At 31.2% G+C, this 22,569-nt stretch carries 26 protein-coding genes; 24 read left to right on the forward strand and 2 right to left on the reverse strand.

Annotated features, from left to right (window positions below):
* The 13 genes from FLP08_RS14995 to FLP08_RS15055 form a co-directional block, all read left to right on the forward strand.
* Nucleotides 1-469: hypothetical protein (locus tag FLP08_RS14995; RefSeq protein ID WP_238388511.1), on the forward strand; the 469-nt coding region annotated here is incomplete at its 5' end.
* A gap of 155 nt (nucleotides 470-624) precedes the next feature.
* On the forward strand, nucleotides 625-1,794 hold the full coding sequence (locus FLP08_RS15000) for a hypothetical protein (RefSeq protein WP_156277938.1): 1,170 nt from the start codon (nucleotides 625-627) through the stop codon (nucleotides 1,792-1,794).
* A 150-nt stretch (nucleotides 1,795-1,944) separates the two neighbouring features.
* On the forward strand, nucleotides 1,945-3,042 hold the full coding sequence (locus tag FLP08_RS15005; RefSeq protein WP_156277939.1) for a DUF4236 domain-containing protein: 1,098 nt from the start codon (nucleotides 1,945-1,947) through the stop codon (nucleotides 3,040-3,042).
* A gap of 137 nt (nucleotides 3,043-3,179) precedes the next feature.
* Nucleotides 3,180-3,668, forward strand: a complete 489-nt coding sequence (locus FLP08_RS15010; protein WP_156277940.1) for a hypothetical protein — start codon at nucleotides 3,180-3,182, stop codon at nucleotides 3,666-3,668.
* Nucleotides 3,669-3,826: 158 nt separating this feature from the next.
* Complete coding sequence (locus FLP08_RS15015) at nucleotides 3,827-4,201, forward strand: hypothetical protein (RefSeq protein ID WP_156277942.1); 375 nt, start codon at nucleotides 3,827-3,829, stop codon at nucleotides 4,199-4,201.
* A gap of 169 nt (nucleotides 4,202-4,370) precedes the next feature.
* The gene (locus FLP08_RS15020) at nucleotides 4,371-5,054 is read left to right on the forward strand and encodes a hypothetical protein (protein WP_162431102.1); all 684 of its coding nucleotides are present in this window, start codon (nucleotides 4,371-4,373) and stop codon (nucleotides 5,052-5,054) included.
* 144 nt (nucleotides 5,055-5,198) lie between these two features.
* On the forward strand, nucleotides 5,199-6,239 hold the full coding sequence (locus FLP08_RS15025) for a hypothetical protein (RefSeq protein ID WP_156277946.1): 1,041 nt from the start codon (nucleotides 5,199-5,201) through the stop codon (nucleotides 6,237-6,239).
* A 168-nt stretch (nucleotides 6,240-6,407) separates the two neighbouring features.
* Nucleotides 6,408-6,905, forward strand: coding sequence for a hypothetical protein (locus FLP08_RS15030; protein WP_156277948.1), 498 nt, complete (start codon nucleotides 6,408-6,410; stop codon nucleotides 6,903-6,905).
* Between the two features lie 229 nt (nucleotides 6,906-7,134).
* On the forward strand, nucleotides 7,135-7,389 hold the full coding sequence (locus FLP08_RS15035; RefSeq protein ID WP_156277950.1) for a hypothetical protein: 255 nt from the start codon (nucleotides 7,135-7,137) through the stop codon (nucleotides 7,387-7,389).
* Between the two features lie 229 nt (nucleotides 7,390-7,618).
* Complete coding sequence (locus tag FLP08_RS15040; protein ID WP_156277952.1) at nucleotides 7,619-8,341, forward strand: hypothetical protein; 723 nt, start codon at nucleotides 7,619-7,621, stop codon at nucleotides 8,339-8,341.
* 146 nt (nucleotides 8,342-8,487) lie between these two features.
* Entirely contained in the window at nucleotides 8,488-9,417 is a 930-nt protein-coding gene (locus tag FLP08_RS15045; RefSeq protein ID WP_156277954.1) for a hypothetical protein, read from the forward strand.
* Between the two features lie 150 nt (nucleotides 9,418-9,567).
* A complete protein-coding gene (locus tag FLP08_RS15050) occupies nucleotides 9,568-10,275 on the forward strand; it encodes a DUF4304 domain-containing protein (RefSeq protein WP_156277956.1) in 708 nt (235 codons plus the stop codon).
* A 267-nt stretch (nucleotides 10,276-10,542) separates the two neighbouring features.
* On the forward strand, nucleotides 10,543-11,022 hold the full coding sequence (locus FLP08_RS15055) for a DUF423 domain-containing protein (protein WP_156277958.1): 480 nt from the start codon (nucleotides 10,543-10,545) through the stop codon (nucleotides 11,020-11,022).
* A 571-nt stretch (nucleotides 11,023-11,593) separates the two neighbouring features.
* Here the strand turns inward: FLP08_RS15055 and FLP08_RS15060 are convergent.
* Both FLP08_RS15060 and FLP08_RS15065 read right to left on the reverse strand, forming a co-directional pair.
* Complete coding sequence (locus FLP08_RS15060; RefSeq protein WP_156277960.1) at nucleotides 11,594-11,986, reverse strand: hypothetical protein; 393 nt, start codon at nucleotides 11,984-11,986, stop codon at nucleotides 11,594-11,596.
* Nucleotides 11,979-13,655: a hypothetical protein gene (locus FLP08_RS15065; protein ID WP_156277962.1), complete on the reverse strand. Its 1,677-nt coding sequence runs from the start codon at nucleotides 13,653-13,655 to the stop codon at nucleotides 11,979-11,981. The genes FLP08_RS15060 and FLP08_RS15065 overlap by 8 nt, the downstream gene beginning before the upstream one ends.
* A gap of 312 nt (nucleotides 13,656-13,967) precedes the next feature.
* Between FLP08_RS15065 and FLP08_RS15070 the strand changes: the two genes are divergently transcribed.
* From FLP08_RS15070 to FLP08_RS15120, 11 genes are all read left to right on the forward strand, one after another.
* On the forward strand, nucleotides 13,968-14,441 hold the full coding sequence (locus FLP08_RS15070) for a hypothetical protein (protein ID WP_156277964.1): 474 nt from the start codon (nucleotides 13,968-13,970) through the stop codon (nucleotides 14,439-14,441).
* A 192-nt stretch (nucleotides 14,442-14,633) separates the two neighbouring features.
* Nucleotides 14,634-15,128, forward strand: coding sequence for a hypothetical protein (locus tag FLP08_RS15075; protein WP_156277966.1), 495 nt, complete (start codon nucleotides 14,634-14,636; stop codon nucleotides 15,126-15,128).
* 226 nt (nucleotides 15,129-15,354) lie between these two features.
* On the forward strand, nucleotides 15,355-15,774 hold the full coding sequence (locus FLP08_RS15080) for a hypothetical protein (protein ID WP_156277968.1): 420 nt from the start codon (nucleotides 15,355-15,357) through the stop codon (nucleotides 15,772-15,774).
* A gap of 237 nt (nucleotides 15,775-16,011) precedes the next feature.
* Complete coding sequence (locus FLP08_RS15085; RefSeq protein WP_156277970.1) at nucleotides 16,012-16,464, forward strand: hypothetical protein; 453 nt, start codon at nucleotides 16,012-16,014, stop codon at nucleotides 16,462-16,464.
* 215 nt (nucleotides 16,465-16,679) lie between these two features.
* The gene (locus FLP08_RS15090) at nucleotides 16,680-16,928 is read left to right on the forward strand and encodes a DUF6364 family protein (RefSeq protein WP_156277971.1); all 249 of its coding nucleotides are present in this window, start codon (nucleotides 16,680-16,682) and stop codon (nucleotides 16,926-16,928) included.
* Complete coding sequence (locus FLP08_RS15095) at nucleotides 16,929-17,351, forward strand: type II toxin-antitoxin system VapC family toxin (protein ID WP_156277972.1); 423 nt, start codon at nucleotides 16,929-16,931, stop codon at nucleotides 17,349-17,351.
* A gap of 149 nt (nucleotides 17,352-17,500) precedes the next feature.
* Entirely contained in the window at nucleotides 17,501-18,316 is an 816-nt protein-coding gene (locus FLP08_RS15100) for a WG repeat-containing protein (protein ID WP_156277974.1), read from the forward strand.
* Nucleotides 18,317-18,511: 195 nt separating this feature from the next.
* Nucleotides 18,512-19,027 carry a hypothetical protein gene (locus FLP08_RS15105; protein ID WP_156277975.1) on the forward strand — a complete coding sequence of 172 codons (516 nt, stop codon included), beginning with the start codon at nucleotides 18,512-18,514 and terminating at the stop codon, nucleotides 19,025-19,027.
* 225 nt (nucleotides 19,028-19,252) lie between these two features.
* Nucleotides 19,253-19,552, forward strand: a complete 300-nt coding sequence (locus tag FLP08_RS15110) for a hypothetical protein (RefSeq protein ID WP_156277976.1) — start codon at nucleotides 19,253-19,255, stop codon at nucleotides 19,550-19,552.
* A gap of 207 nt (nucleotides 19,553-19,759) precedes the next feature.
* Nucleotides 19,760-20,404, forward strand: a complete 645-nt coding sequence (locus FLP08_RS15115) for a hypothetical protein (RefSeq protein ID WP_156277977.1) — start codon at nucleotides 19,760-19,762, stop codon at nucleotides 20,402-20,404.
* A 278-nt stretch (nucleotides 20,405-20,682) separates the two neighbouring features.
* Nucleotides 20,683-22,146 carry an amidohydrolase family protein gene (locus FLP08_RS15120; protein ID WP_156277978.1) on the forward strand — a complete coding sequence of 488 codons (1,464 nt, stop codon included), beginning with the start codon at nucleotides 20,683-20,685 and terminating at the stop codon, nucleotides 22,144-22,146.
* The last annotated feature ends 423 nt before the right edge of the window (nucleotides 22,147-22,569 follow it).

Below are 22,569 nucleotides of genomic sequence, written 5' to 3' on the forward strand. Positions count from 1 at the left end.
TCCAGATCCATCCTTCTTAAACTGGTTTAAACTATTCCCTTTGATCATGCTGCTATATTTAGGAACTACTTTGGGATGGTTTTGGTCGGTTGGAAACGGACTTCAAAAATATATTCCAGATGGTATCAATTTAAAAATTAAAAAATTCCGAATATTTCTATTCATCCCAGTAGTATATTTATTGCTAATATTTCTATTATTTGGCGTTGCTTCATATGGTTTCTCTTCCGGTAGTAATGCGGCAGGTGGCACTGTGGGAATATTGCTCTTATTCATTATTCCATTGCACTTATTCTCGATGTTCTGCATGTTTTACTTACTCTATTTTGTTTCTAAAACAATAAAAACTGTTGAATTAAAACGTTCGGTAACTTTCAGTGATTTTGTAGGAGAATTTTTTATGATTTGGTTCTTTCCAATTGGTGTATGGTTCATTCAACCAAGAATTAATAAAATAATATCAAATTAACGCACTATTGCCAACAACGGTTCATCGCCAATAAGCGGCAGCGTTAGAAAGAAAATAATTAACTTGACCAACAAACCAATACTAAGCCGACAAAGCCGCGTCCTCTACTCCGCCAACTGGCGATAACCGAGACCGTTAGCCTACATTATTTTACTATGCCACTAACAAAAAAAGAAATAGATTTATTAAGGAAAGGATTTAAGGATTTAGAAACTAAATTCAATCTAGATGAATTAGAAGATGAAATAGATGATAATCTGGAATATGTATATTTTCCTTTTCCTAAAGAAGAAGCCGGTGTTGAGGTAGAAACGGATGAGCTACTTTTCCTATTTGAAGATCTTGAAAGTTTCAAAATTCACAATTACAATAAAGTCACAACAGATAGAATAACTCAAAGAGTAATCACAGCAAGTGATCTTGGACCAATTTTTTATTTAGGATTATTGCACTCAACAACTAAAGAGGGTATAAGTTTACAAATTGTTACAGAGCCAATTTTAATTGGAATAGCTGCTACGAAAAAAGATGAATTTAGTAAATACCATCCACCTTGTTCAAGTCACGTCGCTGTTGAAGTTAAATATCCCAAAAAAGAGGACCGATTAAATGATAAGGATGAAGAAAAGCTAATCAAATCTTTTTTCTTTGAATTATCCCATATTTACAAAATCGGATTTAGTTTTTCAACATTTCATCATCCTGAAGATTATGATGAAGAAGAATTAGAAGAGCAAATTAAAAACTTACCAAATTCACCCGCTGACTATAATCCAGGGATGGATTTATTTGTACAAGCTAATCAAGCAATAAGCGAGGATCTAAGATTTTTGACTTATTACAAAATATTCGAATATTTTGCTCCATTTTATTCCAAAATAGATGCGTTCGAAGCAATGCGTAAAAAATTAGATTCTTCTAATTCTACTACATTAGATGCAGATTATATTGCTTCAATTTTTGATCTAACCAAGAATTACGAAAAAAGTATTCGAGATAAAGAACTAGTAAAGTCATTAATTGATAACACTTTTGACTTAGTAGACATCTATAAAGATTTACCACTATCTATTAGAAATCGTGCAAACCTTAAAAATCTAGAATATAAAACTAAACGAGATACAAAGGATAGAGTTATTAACCATTTAGGGAATGCTTTATATACAACTAGAAATGCAATTGTACACGCTAAGTCAAATTTTGAATCTTCAGGAATTGAATGTCCAGAAAATGATTTAGAACAATTAAATGTATTTATGCATAAAGCTTGTTACAGTACTATAAAATGGTATAATCGTTTACCCAAACATCTAAAAATAACGTAGGCTAACAACGGTTCATCGCCAATAAGCGGCAACGTTAGTAAGAAAATAATTAACTTGACCAACAAACCAATACTAAGCCGGCAAATCCGCGTCCCTTACTCCGCCAACTGGCGATAACCGAGACCGTTGGCACCAATATTTTAAATTATTATGGGTTTAAAATTTAGAAGACGACAAAAGATATTTCCAGGGTTTTACGTGAATTTTAGTAAAAGTGGAATTAGTACAACATTTGGCCCCAAAGGATTCAATGTGAATTTAAATCAAAACGGTGCCTATTTGAATACTGGAGTTCCAGGCACCGGAATATATGATCGTAAAAAAATTTCAGGTTGGAATTCCAAAATAATTAATGACTTAAGGAACTTTGAAGAAAATGAAATATTTATACCTGATAGATTTGAAGGAGAAATTAAAAGTAAAACTGCTTCAAATTTGACCACTAATGGATTGATTCCATTAAAAGAATCATTAATTGCTGCAAATAATGAATTAAACTCAATAAGAAAAGAAACCGAAATTGTAAAATCTCAAGTATCAAATGCAAATACTCTAAGAGTAATATCAAAAATCTTCATAATCGGGTTTATCATAAAGTATTTTGATAAAAATTATATAGAAAAAAAAGATTATCTACAAAATTTAAAAAAGCAGATAGATGATTGTCAGGTTGATATCGAAATCCATATGGATCGCATTTTAGATGAGAAATATTTAAAATTAAAAGTTGCATTTGATGAACTAATGAATTGCAAACAGATTTGGGATATTACAAATGCAGTTCCGAATCAAGACAATAGATCTAAAGCTTCAAGTAATATAACTAGATTGCCAACACAAATTGGTTATCGAAAATTACCATTTTTGAATACAGTTTATGAAGCTATGTGGTTTCAAAATAAAAATGGTAGTGATATTTATATTTATCCCGGTTTTGCAGCATTTTTCGACAGTAAGAAAAATTTTGGACTACTTGAATTGGACAAATTATATTTAACCTACGATTATACTAATTTTTTAGAAACTGAACGAATACCAAAAGATTCGAAAATTGTTGGAGAAACTTGGAACAAAGTAAATAAAAATGGGACACCTGACTTAAGGTTTAAGGATAATTTCAAAATTTCCATTGTAAGATATGGAGAACTGACTTTTAAAAGCCAAACAGGAGTTTTTGAAGTTTTCAATTTTAGTGATTCTTCCAAAGCAGCATATTTCGCAGACGAATACAACAATTATATTGATTAAAAAATACAGGTGCCAACAGCGGTTCATCTCAAATTACGGGTATTCTGGAAATAGTGTAAATTTAGAAACCAAGAAACAAACCGGTAAGCCGACAAGTCCGCGTCCCTACTCCCGCAACTTGCGATAACCGCAAACCGTTGGCACTCATTAAAAGAGAAATACAATTGATAGAAAGTAATAAAATGCAAGCCCTATTTTGGAGATATTTAATTCTGACTATTGGAATATTATTACTCTGTTTAAGTATCCTAAAATTTTACAATCCTGACCATACAACTGACTGGAATAATCTTATAATTTTTAGTGGATCAGGATTATTACTAATTGGTTTAAGCATAGTCCTTTTCGATAGAATAAAAACTGTAAAAGTAAATCACAGCCGAATTATTTATGAAGAAAAAGGAGAACAAAAAGACATAAATTGGAAAGACGTAAATAGAGTTGGTAGAATTTTGTTTATCGCTCCACCTCTTTATTTTGCTATCATAAATAAAAATTTAATAATCTTCCCTACAGAGAGAAATTTTGGATATTCAAGTTTCGGATCATCATCAGTTTTTGTTTTAATTGATCATAGTAAAATGGGAGAAATTATAAATAAGGCTAAAGAACAATATTTAATCTAGCATAACGAGTGCCAACAACGGTTCATCGCCAATAAGCGGCAGCATTTAAAAGAAAATAATTAACTTGACCAACGAACCAATACTAAGCCGACAAATCCGCGTTTCCTACTCCGCCAACTGGCGATAACCGAGACCGTTGTAGCGCATAAAAAGTTAGAATGTCATCAAATTCAAAAAGCAAAAACTTCATAGAAAAAGTTCAAGTTCATTTTAATTATTTAATAACTGACTACGGTTATAAAATGATTGAAATTCAAGAGAATGATATAGATGATAAAATAACCTATTTAAATAAAGATTTAGATAGACAATTAACTTTATATAATTCTTATCATCCCGCAGATTACGGATTTGAAGCACAATGGTTCAGACCCTCAATTTCAACAAATCATTCTGACCGGGAATTTCAGTTATATGTCTTGCAAGAAAATCAAGATATTGAGCAAGAATATTTGGCAAAAATAGCTGAGAGATTAAGATCGCAATTTGAAGGAATTATAAAAGGAACAAATTGGATATCAACCAAACTTTAATCACAAGGCAAAAAACTTTTAACGCGCAACAACAACGGTTCATCGCCAATAAGCGGCACCGTTAGTAAGAAAATAATTAACTTGACCAACGAACCAATACTAAGCCGACAACTCCGCGTCCCTTACTCCGCCAACTGGCGATAACCGAGACCGTTACATCCAAGTTTTTATGAGAAATTTTCTGCTTCTAATCTTTCTGTTTTCTATTTCAGAATCCATAATTGGCCAAAATCTAGAAGGAATTTGGATGTCTTATAATGACAGAATCATAGATAAAAACGAATGGCATTCAAATAACATTGAGGGTGTAATTATAAACTTTGATCAAAACGAAATAAGCCAAATCGCATCTGACACTTCATATCAAGTTAGAATTAATCAAAATGAAAGTATCATCGAGAGTGAATTTGCTAATCTAAATTCTAAGTATAAACTATATCAAACTGATTCACTGGAAATTGAAATTGCTTCAAATACAAATTCAGTATTTCGTCCACTAAATCTTAATTACCCAATAAATTCTACAAGAGAAAAAATTGAGAATTTAATTGTTGGAGATTGCTGGAGAATTCTAAACGATTCGATCAAAACAAAATTTCTAAATAATATTCATCCGATTAGTGATCCAAATGGAAAGATTAAAATATTAGAAACAATTTGGGACCAAAGCAGACCATTGGTTGGAAATTGGTTTATCGGAGAAATTAAAAATAACTTCTTTCTTTTCCTGACAATAGAAGATACAACTGAAAGAAATATATATCAGATTGTATCTGTAGAAAAAGATAAAATTGTTTTGATTCCAATGCAGGAACATCATTACAAGCTTAGAGAAATAAAAACCTGTATGTAACAACGGTTCATCGCCAATAAGCGGCACCGTTAGATGAAAAATAATTAACTTGACCAACAAACCAATACTAAGCCGACAAATCCGCGTCCCTTGCTCCGCCAACTGGCGATAACCGAGACCGTTGGCTGTAATTAATAAGATAATTTGGAGAATCATAGTATTTTAAATTCAAAAGGCGAAATAGTATTTTTCAATTTAGATCAATTTAAAAAGGACATTATTGAAGGTAAATGTTGTTTCATTTGTGGAGCAAAACCTGGTTCTAAGAAATTTAATAATGAACACGTAATTCCAAATTGGATTCTTAAGAGGTTCAATTTACATTCAGAAAAAATAAACCTCACTAATGGAACTAAAATTAAATATGGTCATTATAAAGTCCCGTGTTGCCAAGAATGTAATACGGAATTAGGAAAAACCTATGAAATTCCAATTAGTAAATTATTAGATAAAAATTATAATGAGGTAATAGAAGAATTAAATAGGGATAAAGAAAAAATTAAATTACTATATCTGTGGCTGTGCTTAATATACTTCAAAACTTATTTAAAAGATAACTATCTAAGAGCAGATCAAAAACTAGGAGAAAACTCTCCAAATATTGGTGATGAACATTATTGGGAGGATATGCATCACATTCATTGTATGGCAAGAAGTCATTACACCAATGCAATAATTCATCCAGATGTATTTGGAACAATTTTAATTTACCCCTCAATTTCTGATCAAAATTATGATTATGTAGATAGTCACTTGGGAAAAACGGTAATGTTGGAACTAGATGATTTTTGCATAATTGTAAACCTAAATGATGCTTGTGCAGGAAAATCTGTATTTTATGATCAATTAATAAAAATAAAAGGTCCACTAAATAAACCACAGAATAGAGAAATAATTTCCAACCTCAATTTTATTAATCTAAGCTTAAAGCAACGACCAATATTCAAATCTCTTATTGACAATAAAGGAGATTATCATATAATTGTTGAACTTCCAGAAAAATGGTATTTACTTAAAGAGGAAGAAAGACTAGTTTCTTCACCTGGTCAATTTTTAAGAAGATATGTAGAACCAATTATGGGTGAATTTGATGGGAAAAAACAAATACTCCAAGATTTAGAAAATAATAGAAGGAGTTATTTATTTAATGAAAAAGGAGAATTTACAGATTATTCGAACAATTAACTACAGCCAACAACGGTTAATCGCCAATAGCCGGCACCGTTAGAAAGAAAATAATTAACTTGACCAACGAACCAATACTAAGCCGACAAATCCGCGTCCCTTACTCCGCCAACTGGCGATAACCGAGACCGTTAGCAATAATTTTTTGATGAAAAATCGGAACTAAAAATGTCTATAATATTTAGTGTAGTACTCCTAGTTTCACTTTATATAATATTTCGCATAAATAAATATTATTCAAAACAAAGTGAAAAAAAGTTCAACCAGAGACATCAAGAAATTATTCAAAATATTAAAACTAATTGGAATCGAATTTCAATTAAAACTTCGGACTGTCAAATCATAAAGTATGACACAATAATTGATAAGAACAAAAAAATTGATGTATTCGAAAAAAGAACATTCTTAGAGGTTTTAAATAAGAATCCGCACAGGCAAATTTTGATAAATGAAAAGCGTTCTAAACTGATTTGTAATCAAAAAGAAAATGGAGAAATAATTAGAAACTTCGAAAAGATAGTTCTCATTGATACTACAGTATTTGAATTCAAACTTAGAATTAGGGATTTTATAGACGTATATGAACAGAAAGAAAATGGAGAAGAATATTATTATATTGATTTAGAATTTTTAGACGAACCTTTTGATTCAAAAAACTATAGCTAACAACGGTTCATCGCCAATAGACGGCACCGTTAGAAAGAAAATAATTAACTTGACCAACAAACCAATACTAAGCCGACAACTTCGCGTCCCCCACTCCGCCAACTGGCGATAACCGAGACCGTTGTAGCGCATTTTAAAACTGACAAAAAATAATAAAACGATTAAAAGGAAATTTAAATTACTCGGAGTAGCTGGTCTAATTATAAATGGAATATCAGCACTTTTAAATTTGACTGAATTTTATACTGTTTCAGTTAAAAACGAAACCTCAAATTATCCTTTCGGTGGAGAAGGTCCTGTACCCTATTATTATAAATCCCAAGAACTTTATAGTGAAGTAGTTTTAAATTGGGGTTTAATTTATCTGATCCTATTTTTAACAACCAGTTGGGCAATTATGAAACAAAAAAACAAAACTATAAAAGTTGCGTTTATTCTAACTGTATTTTTAGTAATCTTAGATATTATTCAAGGATATTATTAATCTAAAGAATCATCAAAATTTGAATTACAAAAATTATAAACCGACTTATTACTAAAAAGAAGATTGAGAAATTTAAAACGCGCAACAACAACGGTTCATCGCCAATAAGCGGCACCGTTAGAAAGAAAATAATTAACTTGACCAACAAACCAGTACTAAGCCGACAAATCCGCGTCCCTTACTCCGCCAACTGGCGATAACCGAGACCGTTGTAGCTAATTTTTTAAGAATGAAATTACTTCTAAGCCTATCATTTTTATTTATCTCATTTAATATTTTTGGACAAGAAGTTAAGATTGATACTATAAGAATCGAATTAAGCGATAAACTTACATCCGGGTTTGAAGAAAATAATTACTATCCTTTAATTAAAACTGGAAATAAAAAAATTGATTCTTTAATAAATTATGACTTAAAAAATAAACTTACCCGAGAAGAAATGCCAAATATAAGTATTGATTCAACATTAAATGAGTGGGCTTCTTACGGATTGGTATTCTTAGATTTTCAAATTAATTATAATAAAAATAGAATTCTTTCATTAAGAATTGATGCGGAAGGCTGCGGTGCATACTGTACAAATTGGACAGAATTTTATAACTATTCAACAGATACTGGGAAAGCCTTAAAATTATCAGACATCGTTGATTTAACTTATTTAAAAGATGATATTTTAAAAAAGAAAAATAAACAGTATCAATTAAATAGAGAAGAACTGAAAAAGCAATTAGATGAAGATGAAGGATTAGATCTATCTACTTATCAATTCATATTAGAAAGGTATAATGAATGTGATAAAAGTTTTGAGATAAATCAGTTTGCATTATACGAAGACCATCTTGAAATTATAGAAGGATGTAATTTACCTCATGCATTCAAGCCTTCAACTCCAATTATAGATATTCAATATGACCTTTCAGATATTAAAGAACATTTGAAAATAAAAAACTAGCAACAACAACGGTTCATCGCCAATAAGCGGCACTGTTAGAAAGAAAATAATTAACTTGACCAACAACAAAATACTAATCCGACAAATCCGCGTCCCATACTCCGCCAACTGGCGATAACCGAGACCGTTGTAGCAAATTTTTCAGAATGGCACACTTAACAAATTATACATATTCCAGGTTATGTAGAAAACTTGAGATTAAACAAGAAGTTGATCTACAATTATTTTTAGACTTCGTTTATAATGACCCTCAGGTATATTACATTCTGAATAAGTTTGAAGTAAATTATCTATTTAATTATAAAGCGCTATTGGAAGATGAGGATAGATTTTATGCAGAATATTATCAAGAGGTACCCGAGCGTATAGATTCAAAAACGTATGTTTTTGAGAGTGGAGGAAAACTAAAATATCACTTAACAAACGAATGTAGATTAATAACCAAAGATTTTATTGATTTCAATATTCCTCCCGAAATAAGAGAACTAGGAGAAGAAGTTGTTGAAGAATATAGAGATTGGTTTAAAGAAAAAGGATTTGCTGATCAATATTTTCAAAATAAATTAGATAAATCTTTAGTTGTGTTTAACTACAATATGAAATTTCCGCCTAAATATAAAATCCCAGTTCTAAATGAGAATTATGAATTGATAAAAAAAATTCCTAATTCCAATAATTTAGTTAGCGACAACTCTTTTGACAAGCAAGATTTTCTAAATAAAATGGATGTTTCTATAAAGCAGTATTATAATATGTTCTCTTGCAAAACAACAAGGATAATTTCAAAGTTCGATTATCTTAGAGGTAAAAGTGATGCAGAAATAAGGGAAAAAATGACCGAAGTATTTTCACCAAACTTTGTAGATAATTATGGAATTAAAAACCTAAAGGAGAAGTTCACATATTCAAGAAAAATTAAACTTGACATAATTTCTAATCTCTTGGAATTCTTTAGATGGAACTTTAATTTAAAGGAGAAGGATTTTAAAAAAATAACATTAGAAAATTTTGGTTTGGAGTGCTGTAATAGCTGCAGCAAAGAAAAACTTGCAACAACAACGGTTAATCGCCAATAGCCGGTAGCGTTAGAAGGAAAATAATTAACTTAACCAACAAATTAATACTAAGCCGACAAATCCGCGTCCCCTACTCCGCCAACTGGCGATAACCGAGACCGTTGGCAGCAATGGTCTCAAAACCCTGCATATAAACAACATTAACAGAATATGTGGAATTTTACAAAGAAAAGTAAAGATCAAAATTCAATTAATTCTATTTCAGAAATGAATAAACCAGATTATGGAAAGAAACTTGATTTAATTCAAAAAGAAATACATCAGTTTTTGAAACCATTAGGATTTAAAAAGCGTGGTCGGACTTTTAATCGTGAGGTGGAATCTGGGTTATTCCAAGTAATAAATTTTCAGAGTGGACAATTTCCAGTTGGCGACAATTATGAAATTCCTGGAGTAAGAGAAAGCTTTTATGGAAAATTCACCGTTAATCTCGGTGTATGCATAGAAGAATTGTATTTGATAGAATTTTCAGAAAAAAAGAAGCCTTTTTATCAAGAATATGACTGCCAAATTAGAAATAGACTTGAGACAATAATTCAAAAAACCGATAAATGGTGGGAAATAGATTCTGATTCGAACAATTCAAAAATTATAATTGATGGTTTAAAATTTAAAGGTTTTGAATGGTTTCAATTATTTGATACCAGAGAAAAAATTATAAAGAATTGGGGAGATCCATCACATTCTCATTCTTCACGAGCACAACTAGATGTAGCTTTAATTGTTCTACAGACTGATAAGAATAGGGGTGCAAAGTTGATTCAGGATTACTTTGAAAATATTGAGAACGATAAAAGCTCACATAAAAAATACGTAATTGATTTAGCTAAACGATTTGATATTAAGATTAAGCAGTAATAAACCACAGCTGCCAACAACGGCTCATCGCAAATAACGGGTATTGCCGAAAAAGTGTAATTTTAGAAACCAGGAAAGAAAACAAATAAACCGACAACTCCGAGTCCCTACTCCCGCAACTTGCGATAGCCGAGACCGTTGTAAACAAGAACAACTTCAAAATTTTGAGTAAAAAGAAAAATTTAAAAAGTAAATCGTAGATTGCTTTAAATTGCAATTATCAAACAACCAACTTTAAAGTCGCCAAGACCTATTTTAATTTAGAATATGAAAAACTGGAATTTTCAAGTTAAAAATAGTCCTGAAGAGATTAGCGAGCAGTTAAAATCATCGCTCGAGAATGCAAAGAGATTTGCCTTTGATATGAAGAATAATAAATATAATCTAATCAACTTTAAACTAAGAAAAAGGCTTCTACTTCCATTTGAGATAAACCTTCAAAATAACATAATTGTAAATGGAAAAATTTCTAAAACTAGTTCTGGTAATGAAACAGATGTAGAAGTTTCATTTTCTCAACATCCTTTATCAAAATTAATAATGTATGGGCACATAATTTTAGGTTTAGGTTTTTTAGCTGCAATGGTTCTAGAATACAGTAACAATTTTTATACATACTTAATTGTTGGAATTTTATTACTAATAGGAGTTTTATTAGGGTCTCATCTAAAAAGGAATTTTGATAAAAATGTTCAAGAATACAAGAAATTGATTTCTGAAATTTTAGAACAAAATTCAAACTATTAGAAATAGATTTTCATAACTAAGAGTACGGTGTTGTTCCAGTTTACAACAACGGTTAATCGCCAATAAGCGGCACCGTTAGATAGAGAATAATTAACTTAACCAACAAACCAAGATTAAGCCGACAAATCCGCGTCCCCTACTCCGCCAACTGGCGATAACCGAGACCGTTACAAATAATGGCTCAAGACAGTCCTATTTCACCAAAATTACTTAAGGATATAATTGCACAAATTTTAATTCTTTCCATGAATCTGTGTACATAATCAAATAACTATAATGCAAACATACATTTTTGCTATCAAAAATATTTACAATATTCATTTAAAAGTTTTAAAAAGTGATTAATTTCCTCAATCTTTTTAACAAATAATTTATTAGTTGACTGAATTTTATTTAAAATTATCTTTGTGAGGGAATTATAAATTAAAGTTTTAAGGAAATTTTTAGCAGCTTCTTCATCTTCTTCTGTTCTGGTTGATTTTAATTCATTTAAAATTTCACCAATAACTCATAAGATTGGTAATCAAAAAAAGAGGTCAGTATGATAAATCCTATGATTTAAAAAAGCTTATTAGTTTTCAAGCAGTTTCAGTTTTAAAAGTTCCTCTCTCCATTCATCAGTCCACTCTATCCAATATTCAATCAATAATTTTTTACCATTTATTAATTCAATTTCTTGTAAATTAGCCCAGTTATTTTGTATTTCCAGTAACCCTATGTCAATATTATTTTTTCTGTTACTATACTCTCCAGACCAATCTGGAAAATGTATTTTTATACATCCAATAATCATAACATATTTTAAAAGCACTAGGCATATTTCTAAACATTCTTTATCACTTTTTGGTTCACTATAATACCTAACAAAAGATTGTAAATTAGTTACATGCTCTATACTATCTGTAGTATACATAAGTAGTTCTAAGAGATGATGAACATGCTTAATTTCGAGCAAATTATTCATTAAATTTTATTTTTTGAATTTTACGATTGTAATTACCCCCTAGAAATTCAATTGTTGCTAAATTTCCTACTCCATCACTTTGAGTAGCCCACTCTCTATATTGTATTTTACTACCGTCCAACATTTTCCTAACATAAATATCTCCATTCTCAGTATTTATTACAAACTCTTCATCAAAATTTTTAGATAATCTTTCAAAAAAGCTATTAGCATGTTTTGCCGAAGTTCCTGATAAAACCCTCACTCCTTCATTACCAGGAATCCCAATTTGATTAAAATTTTGTAATGCTAAGTCGAAATTATTAGAAATTGCATTTTTAACTTTTTTGGCTTTCCTAAGAGCCTTGGTCATTTTTACAACAATCTTAAATCCTTTGGCTATTCTGGCAACATTTTTAAAAACCTTGCCTACGGGTAAGAAACCAACTACTGCATAAGCTAACTCCGTAGAAGCATCTGTATAATCACCCGCATTAAATGAGCTTATTGCATTGTAGATAGATAAAGCTTCTCCAACTCCGGGAATAGGTTCAGGAAAAATTTCTATGAGCATAGCAATGGTGAATTCCCCAAATTCTTTCCATTCTTCAGTTGTATTGGGTAGATCAACTCCCAGTTCCTTTAATGAAGGTAAAACACCAATAAAAAAAGTGTTTTCTGTAACTACTCTCTGGTCAAAGGACGAATAAGTTTCAAAGTCTGCAAAATCATTTTTTGCCATAATGGCCATGATTGTTTTCGCACGAACACTTACCTGATATAATTCATTCTCATTCAAATTTGATAATTCTGCATGGTTTCTTAAAGCCCAATTGACTGGAAACATATTTGAACTTATCGCAAAATTGCCTATTTGTTCCCTATAATTCTTATGAGCTAGTGCAGAATGATACGGTTGCGGTTGATATTCCAACAATTGAGCAATCAATTGAGAATTTTCTGTATCACCAAATCCTTCCGGTGTGCTTGGTATTGTATTTCCATCGCCTGGGTTGAATGTTCCTCCACTACCACCTGACCCATCATCAATTCCAATGGTGTCCCCGGGATCACTTCCAATGTTACCTCCACCACCAGTACACTGATTAGTACTTAATCTTATAGTCTCAGTTCCTGCCCTATCAGCACCTTGTGCAAAACAAATATCCCCTGGCCAGTGTTTACCATTTCCCGTTGACCCACTACATGGATAAGAATAAGTTACCTCGATATAAGATTCGCAAGATTTAGATGATTTGGAAGTTCGATTAAAATCCGCCGTTTCTTCTATTAATTCCTTAAGTTCAGTTAAATTATATCTAAATCCGGAAAATTCAATTCTACCATTAAAGTTTGGTTCTTGATCTTTATTTTTAGCCAAATGCTCCTGAATGTTTTCTGGAAAATATTTCATTACATAACCTCGAAAATCTTCATCTTTTTGCTCTATAACTAGATTTGAAAAATACTTTTGATCAGGTCGCTTTAATTTAACTGAGATGGTATAAGTTTTATATTTACCCTTTTCAAATAAAACAATTCCGCTTTCCTGCAAGCCATCTATATCAGCCAATGAAAAAACACTTGACTTATTATTTGAAAAGCCAAGATCAGTTTGTTTAAGATTTAATGACTTTATTGATGTATTTGAATCTGCGTTGTCAACGTTTATATTTTCATCTATTTCCAATTCAGATTTCGAACAATTAGAAAAAGCGAAGATTATAATGAATATTAAACAAATACGAGGAAACATAGTCCTGAAAGACTGGATTAGGTAAGAGTTTATAAAAATTTAAGATTTGGTTGGAATTACAATATATATAAAATTAATTTAGTACCATCGCCACTATTTGTAACATCGGTTCACCGCAAATAACGGGTCGCTAGATGAAAATTGTTATTTTAAAGACCAATAATTAAATCAACTAATCCGACAAATCTGGGTCCTTCCTCCCGCAACTTGCGGTAACCGGGACCGTTGGCTTTAATTTTTTATAAAATGATCCGAACTACATTAGCCTTAATTTTATTGCTTTTAATAGCTTCTTGTGGAAAGAAAAAGAATTCTAATATTTCAAATTCAGAGATAGAAAAACTTAAGGCTGAAAACGATAGTTTAAGAAGTCTCGTTTTAGAATTGAATTCAAAATACATATTCGATAGTATTTCGATTCGAGATATCCCTAGCTACACAAATAGCTATGAAAAAAATTCAATAGTTTCTGGAGAAATAGTAATTGTAGGATATAATTTGAATAAAAATACAAATGTGATTTTTGCGGATAGTATTTCCTATAACCCTATAAAACTTCAAAATCCAGATACTTTAAAATTAGAAAATGGTGGCTTCCAATATCAAACTAACTTAAACACTAATCGAAAAACTTTGAAAGGAATAATTGAAGCTAATCCAAAGCACGGGAAAGAATTTATAAAAACTTATAGTGCGATGATTTCTGTAAATGATAATTAATTCCTGAAAAATTAAATTCTAAATAGGGCTAGCAATAAAAAACTAAAAGCCAACAACGGTTCATCGCCAATAGACGGTTGCGTTAGAAAGAAAATAATTAACTTGACCAACAAACAAATATTAAGCCGACAAATCCGCGTCCCTTACTCCGCCAACTGGCGATAACCGAGACCGTTGCAAACAAGTTTTTATATGAGAGTTTTCTACTTTTTAATCTTCCTTACCATCACAATTAGTTCTTTTGGACAGCAGAAAAGTGATCTTATAATAAAAGAAAAAGATAGAATAGATTCAATTATTGAGAATATAAATTCTAATCAGAATAAATACTCTGAGGGAATAGTAGAAGGTTTTTTAAAAGCAGCTGATTCGATAGAAAATGGTGGTTGGGAAATATATTATCTATTTAAAGAAGGAAACTCAAAAACCCCAATTAGAATAATATATAACGAAGCATTAGAAGAGACATATAAGAATTTTGAATTTTTCTATAATGATGAAGAATTGATCTTTGGAAGCTTAAAAATTGCTTTCTATGAAAAAGATCAGAATTCTGAGTCCATTCAGAAAGATTTCTACTTTAAAAATTCTAAAATGATATACGAGTCGAATGAAGAATTAAGCAAATATGATTCAGAATATATTAAACGGACTGAAGAGTTTGCCTTTAACATGATCCAGGAATAAAAACCAGTTAGCAACAACGGTTCATCGCCAATAAGCGGCACCGTTAGTAAGAAAATAATTAACTTGACCAACAAACCAATACTGAGCCGACAAATCCGCGTCCCTTACTCCACCAACTGGCGTTAACCGGGACCGTTACCCACAATAGCTGAATAAAATTAAGTTCAATAACTTAATGCAAATCATATTTTTTTAGATTTGGGATTGAATTTTAAAAAAATATAAAATGCAGAATGATTACTTTGAAGATGTATTCATGGTTAATTATTCCTTTTCACAATCATTAAAAATAGTGTATAGTTTAAGAAAACCTTTAAAACTAAATGCTAATGAAGCAAAAGTTCTGTTGACTGCAAAAAAGGGAAAAACCAAAAAATCAGATTTAATTTACAAGAAACTAAAAGAATTAACCAAAAAGGATAGTTCTAAAAAATGCTCTCCAATTGACGTAATTATTGCATTAAGAAATAATAGCCAGAAACTGATTGTCCATATAGAAGGCAAAAAAAATTCACAAAAACTAAAGACAGAAAAAGAAATACAGAATAAAAAAGAACAGCCGGCTAAGAAAAAAATAGAATTAGATAGAAATTATAAATATCCGACAAAAGCTTCGTCCTCAATTTGGACTGTCAAAAAAAAATAATCTTAGAAATTTCCATTGTTTTTAGACAACATCTTATCAAAAATTTATAGAGTTTATTTTTGAGTTTTAGCAATTAGCTACTGTGGGTAACAACGGTTCATCGCCAATAAGCGGCACCGTTAGTAAGAAAATAATTAACTTGACCAACAAACCAATACTAAGCCGACAAATCCGTGTCCCCTACTCCGCCAACTGGCGATAACCGAGACCGTTGTAGCGCATAAATTTTTTTGAGATTTGAACATAAAATTTTTAAAACGACTGCTTAAAATTCTAGTATTTTCTTGTGCAATAATTGTTTCAAGTTGTATAGATGACAATACTATAGAAAGAAAAATTAGTACTCCGACTACTGAAAAGAATAATTCAGCTGAACAACCTAATATTTCTGGAGTATGGAACTTAAATAATAAAGTTTCAAACGCAAAACTTTCAGTATTTGACGATAATACCTGGAAAAAAATTTCAGTAACAATACAGAATGACACTTTAATTAGAAAAGGAAAATATCTAGTTGCACAAGATAGTGCTGTATTTTTCAGATATTTTGGATCACAACATTGGCCGAATAGTGATACAATAAATGATTACAAAACTTCACTTGGAGCATTTGTACTATTTCTCAATGAAAATGGTGATTTAGAAGATAATCAAGAAGATTACAAGGAAACATATGTAAAGGTAAATTAACGCGCAACAACAACGGTTCATCGCCAATAGACGGTAGCGTTAGAAAGAAAATAATTAACTTGACCAACAAACCAATATTAAGCCGACAAATCCGCGTCCCCTACTCCGCCAACTGGCGATAACCGAGACCGTTGGGCGTAATTATTCACTAAATTCTGCTCCATTTAAAATTATACGGATTTTTTATTTATTTTTGTACGTATAATTGTTTTATCATGGATACAAAATTGACTTTAAAACTAAACCAGGAGATAATTGAACGAGCAAAAAAATATGCTTCGGATAAAAAGATGAGTTTATCGAGAATTGTAGAAGCATATTTACAATCGTTGACAACTGACAAGAAAAATTCAGATTTTGAAATTTCTCCTTTCGTAAAAAGTTTAGCTACTGGAACAAAAATTCCAACTGATTTGGATTATAAGAAAGAATATTCTGATTCATTACTTGAGAAATACAAATAGATGAAAAAAAGATTATTCTTAGATACAAATGTAATTCTCGATTTACTTGGTGAACGAGATCCATTTTATGATTCCATTGCCAAAGTAGCTTCATTAGCAGATAAAGAAGAATTGATATTGGTGGTTTCTCCTATTTCGTTTGCAACCTTAAATTATTTTATTTCAAAATTCGAGTCATCAAAAATTGCACAGCAAAAACTGAGAAAATTCAAGATCATTTGTGAAATCTGTAAATTGGATGAACACATTATTGAAAAAGGATTGAACTCTGATTTTAATGATTTCGAAGATGCTTTACAATATTTTAGTGCTACAGATTCAGACTGTGATATTATCATAACCAGGAATGGAAAAGATTTTAAAAAGTCTTTATTGCCAGTTATGACTGCCGATGAATATTTAGGGAGTATACAACCTAAATAACTACGCCCAACAACGATTCATCGCAAATAACGGGTATTGTCGAAAAAGTGGAATTTAGAAAACCAGGAAACAAAGCGGTAAGCCGACAACTCCGCATCCTCACTCCCGTGACTTGCGATAATCGAGACCGTTGGCTGTAATTATTAATTATGGAACTTATACCTTTTAAGGAAAACAATCTTTGGGGTTACAAAAATTTAAGAAATGAGGTGATAATTGAACCTAAATTCATATTTGTAACTAACTTCAAAGATGATTATGCAATAGTTTGTGCAGAGAAAATCCCTACTAGAGAATTTGATAATTCTCCTTGGAGAGATAAACCAGAAACTATAGAAACATATCAAGGATTTTTTGACCATCTATACGGTATAATCAATAAAAGTGGAGAGTATGTTGTAAATCCCAAGTTTAAGAGAATCTTTACTATTGGAAATCAAATGGCTAAAGGTATTTTGTATGCTGGAAAAGGGAAAGAGTTTAATGACTATTGTCAGAATAAATACTTCTTAATCAATTTTCATAATTATCCTGAAAAAGTTTTAGGTAGATATTCTGACTTAACCTTATTTAGCAATAACTTTTGGCTCACTACTTCAGGAAAAGATACAGCGAGAAAAGATTATTGCTGGCTTACCAATAGAATCTTAAATGACAAAGGAGAAGATATTTTAGAAATAAGATCTAATTCCAAAATATCCGATTTCGAAAATGGAATTATAAAAATAGGTTATCATAAAACAACACAATTTTTTAATGAAGAAGGTACACTATTATGCGAATTAGAAATCCCATTCGAAAAAATCTCTAAGAACTTCAACAGTCTCTATTTTTTTCAGAATAATGACAATGAAGTTTTTATTCTAAACCTTGAAAATCAAAAAATGGAAAAAACTGGTGTTATTTCAAAAATTGATAAAGATTTAAAATCGAAAGTATTCAAAAATGTTTATTCTCGATATTAATAACTACAGCCAACAACGGTTCATCGCCAATAAGCGGCAGCGTTAGAAAGAAAATAATTAACTTGACCAACGAACCAATACTAAGCCGACAAACCCGCGTCCCTTACTCCGCCAACTGGCGATAACCGAGACCGTTGGGTGCAATTCACATCAAAATTCGTATTATAGCAACATAAATTAACCCAAATCTTACCGATGCAAAAATGTTACGTTTTCATTCTAGTTTTTATAGCTGGAATAAATTTCTGCCAATCTCAAGTTTTAGACCTAAGAAAAACTCCAACTGAACATTCGTTAAAGGAAGCAAATCAAATAGTAAAAACGTTTTTCGAAAATCTAAAGAATAAAGATCATGAAGCCAATGTCGATTTTATTGTAGAAAATCTAGGAGGTACATGGGATGAATCAAAAAAAATATCAACTAAAAATGATTATCTAAACAAGTTCCAAATCATGAGTATTAAGCCACCTAAAGGAGTTTACGGAGACCTTCAAGGATTTGATATAATTGATCAAGGAATTTTACCTGGAAGTGACAGATATTTCAGAAACACATATTTAGGGTATTTTGAACAAAGCGTTTTAATATTTGAATTCAGATTTTATGTAACTCAAAACAAAAAGGTCAGATTAAATTACATCGGATGGAGCGAAAAAAACCCATTTGAATATATGAGTACAGCTGATATGTTGATGTCACGATACAACTAGAACTGCACCCAACAACGGTTCATCGCCAATAAGCGGCACCGTTAGTAAGAAAATAATTAACTTGACCAACAAACCAATACTAAGCCGACAAATCCGCGTCCCCTACTCCGCCAACTGGCGATAACCGAGACCGTTGTATGCAATTTTCACAAAAATCTCGTTGAGAAGATTAAAAACCGACTATCTTAAAAACATAATTTAAACTTTAAAATATTTAAAAACTTCATGAAAAAAATTTTAATTCTAGCCACCGCAATTTCTCTATTTAGTTGCAACTCCAACGAGAAAAATTCTTCTCAAGATCTTCTAGATCAAAAATCCAATTTAGAATTAGCTAAAACAACACTAGACAAAATTTTTGATAATACAGAGTCATATGAAAATCATGAAAACATTGGTGCCCCATATGGTTCAAAATTAAGTTCACAATTAGATAGCCTTAAAACAACCTTATCTAAAGAACAACTCAAGGAATTTAATGATTATGCTCAAAAAAGATTTGATGAAGAATATTCTCAATCCTAAAACTTAAGAGAATTATTCGAAAAGAAAACAGCATACAACAACGGTTCATCGCCAATAAGCGGCAGCGTTAGTAAGAAAATAATTAACTTGATCAACAAACCAATACTAAGCCGACAAATCCGCGTCTCTTACTCCGCCAACTGGCGATAACCGAGACCGTTGTGGGTAATGTAAATTGAAAGCTATGAGTTCAAAAACTTTATTTTGATGCATTATTTCAAGGTTATACAAAAGATCCTGATGATTATAATTTTATTAATTATTCAACAATCTTGCGATGACAAAGCAAATGCTGCAGAAAGCAAACTTTTAAAAATTTCAGAATCTCAGAATTTAATAATTGAAAAGAATAAAAATTTAGAGGTTGAAATACATGAATCAACTATTCCAATAAAGGAACTTAAAGAATTCGCTTCAGTAATATCATTAGTCGCTTTTAATGAAATAATAATGAATGAAAATTCATTTGATCATGATGGTTATGTGAACCTGATTTTCTTAAAAAACCAGAATAAAATTTTCGAATACAGAATTAATTTTACTGATTTGATCAGAATAGAAAAAGACATAACAATCTTAGAAGAACTTTTCAGTTCAACTCTAAAATCTGAAATTTCAGATATAGAAAATGATGTTTTAGACAAGGTTCTGAAAACAGAATTTATTGATGATTTTGATACATTCAAGGTTCAATCCCTGGACGTATATAAATTCTTAATAATGGAGGATAAAGAAATGCTTTTCACTTTCTTAGACTCAAAAGATAGAACTTTGAAAACAATGGTGGAACTTAAAAATTATCAAATTAAAAATTATAAAGTTCTCGATACAATAAGTAAAAATAAAAATTAAAAATTTCAGCAGTTTCGTTACTTTACACTACACACAACAACGGTTCATCGCCAATAAGCGGCACCGTTAGTAAGAAAATAATTAACTTGACCAACAAACCAGTACTAAGCCGACAAATCCGTGTCCCTTACTCCGCCAACTGGCGATAACCGAGACCGTTGGCTGCAATATTTTATAGATCAACCTTTCTAATTCGATAACTTCTCTACAAGGATAAAAACGTAAATATTTGATTTTTAATTAGTTATATTTATTTTTTAAGTTTAAAAATATTAATTATGAAATCAATTACTACTATTTTCAGTTTAACATTAATACTAGGTTTGACATTCCAAGTTTCAATAGCTCAAACAACAGCAATTAAAAATGTTACTATAATTGATGTTCTAGAAGGTGTAGCCAAACCTAATATGACAGTAATTATTAATGGAGAAAAAATATTAGCTGTGAATCAAACTAAAATTACTCCTTCTACTGATTTTAGGGTAATTGATGGGACTGGTAAGTATTTAATACCTGGTCTTTGGGACATGCATATGCATAACGTAAGTGATACGATTGAAGCTATACCCTGGGATTTTTACTATCCTGACTCTAAAGAAAAAGACATGCGTAAATTATACATGCCGATTGCGCTGGCTTTCGGCGTGACAGGAGTACGGGAATTAAGTGGAGGTCTTAAAACACTTGAATTAAAGCAGCAAATTAATTCTGGCGAAATTTTAGGTCCTCATATGGTTGTAGGCAGTCCTCTTTTAGACGGCCCTAATCCACTCTTTCCGACCCACCAAGTGATAGCAATTAACGGAACTGAAAAAGCAAAAGATGTAGTAACCAAACTACATAAACAAGGATTTGATTTCCTAAAAACTTACAGTTTTTTATCGGCAGAATCCTATCGTGCAATCCATGAACGTGCTTTGGAATTAGGAATGGAAGTATCTGGAGAGATTCCAATCTCTGTCAGTGTTTGGGAAGCCGTAGAACTTGGTCACCGAACTATAGAACACATGACAGGAATAGAATTAGCATGTTCAGATCAGGAAAAAGAGTTGCGTAAGAAATATATTGCAAGGATAAACAATTTAAATACGGATCCTACCTCAGAAGATCGATTGGATATTTGGAATAAAAGCGAATGGGAACCACTAGAAACTTTAAATTCTAATCTCTGTCAAAAATTACATAATTATCTTGCCGAAAATAACACCTATATTGTTCCAACTCTCCTTATACAACATATGGCTTCTCATTTTAATGATCCTAGATTAGAAAATAACCAAAACTTAAAAAATCTTTATCCATGGTTTGCAGATTTAACCCCGATTGCCAATCAATTCGACCCAAAAAGAAGACTAAAAAAAATACATGATTATCGATTGAAAATAATTAGTAACCTGAATGATGCAGGTGTAAATATCCTTGCAGGATCAGATACAAATGCTGGTTATACTTTACACTTAGAACTCGAATTATTGGTAAAAGGTGGGTTGCCACCAATTGATGCCCTTAGAGCAGCTACAATTGAACCCGCAAGATATTTAAAAAGAGAAATGGAAATTGGATCTGTTACACCTGGAAAAATAGCTGACTTAGTCCTCTTAAATGCAAATCCTCTACAGGATATTAGTAACACTCAGAAGATTGAAACGGTAATTTTTAAAGGAAATCTGTTAGATCGTTCCAAATTGGACAGAATGTTAAATCAACTTGAGAATAAGGCAAAAAAATGGGAAGATTAATATTTAGCGTAATAAAATACAGCAGCCAACAACGGTTCATCGCCAATAGCCGGCACCACTAGAAAGAAAATAATTAACTTGACCAACAAACCAACACTAAGCCGACAAATCCGCGTCCCTTACTCCGCCAACTGGCGATAACCGAGACCGTTGTATGCTATTATTTCAGAGAAAATGCGTAAAATAAATTTCATATTCTTCAYTGTAATATTCCTATTCATATTTAGTTGTAAAGAAAATCCAAAGAAAAAATTATTGTCTGAAAATRATAAATCAGAAATAAAAACTGAATTAGATAGTGTMTTTAAAACTGATCAAAAATATAGAAGAATGCTTCAAGATACTKTAGATAAGTATGGTTGGAATTCTCCTCAAATTGAAGATTTATGGAAAAGACAAAATAAATTAGACTCTATCAACCTA

Source organism: Christiangramia aestuarii (assembly GCF_009735585.1).
In the GTDB taxonomy this organism is placed as follows: Bacteria; Bacteroidota; Bacteroidia; order Flavobacteriales; family Flavobacteriaceae; genus Christiangramia; species Christiangramia aestuarii.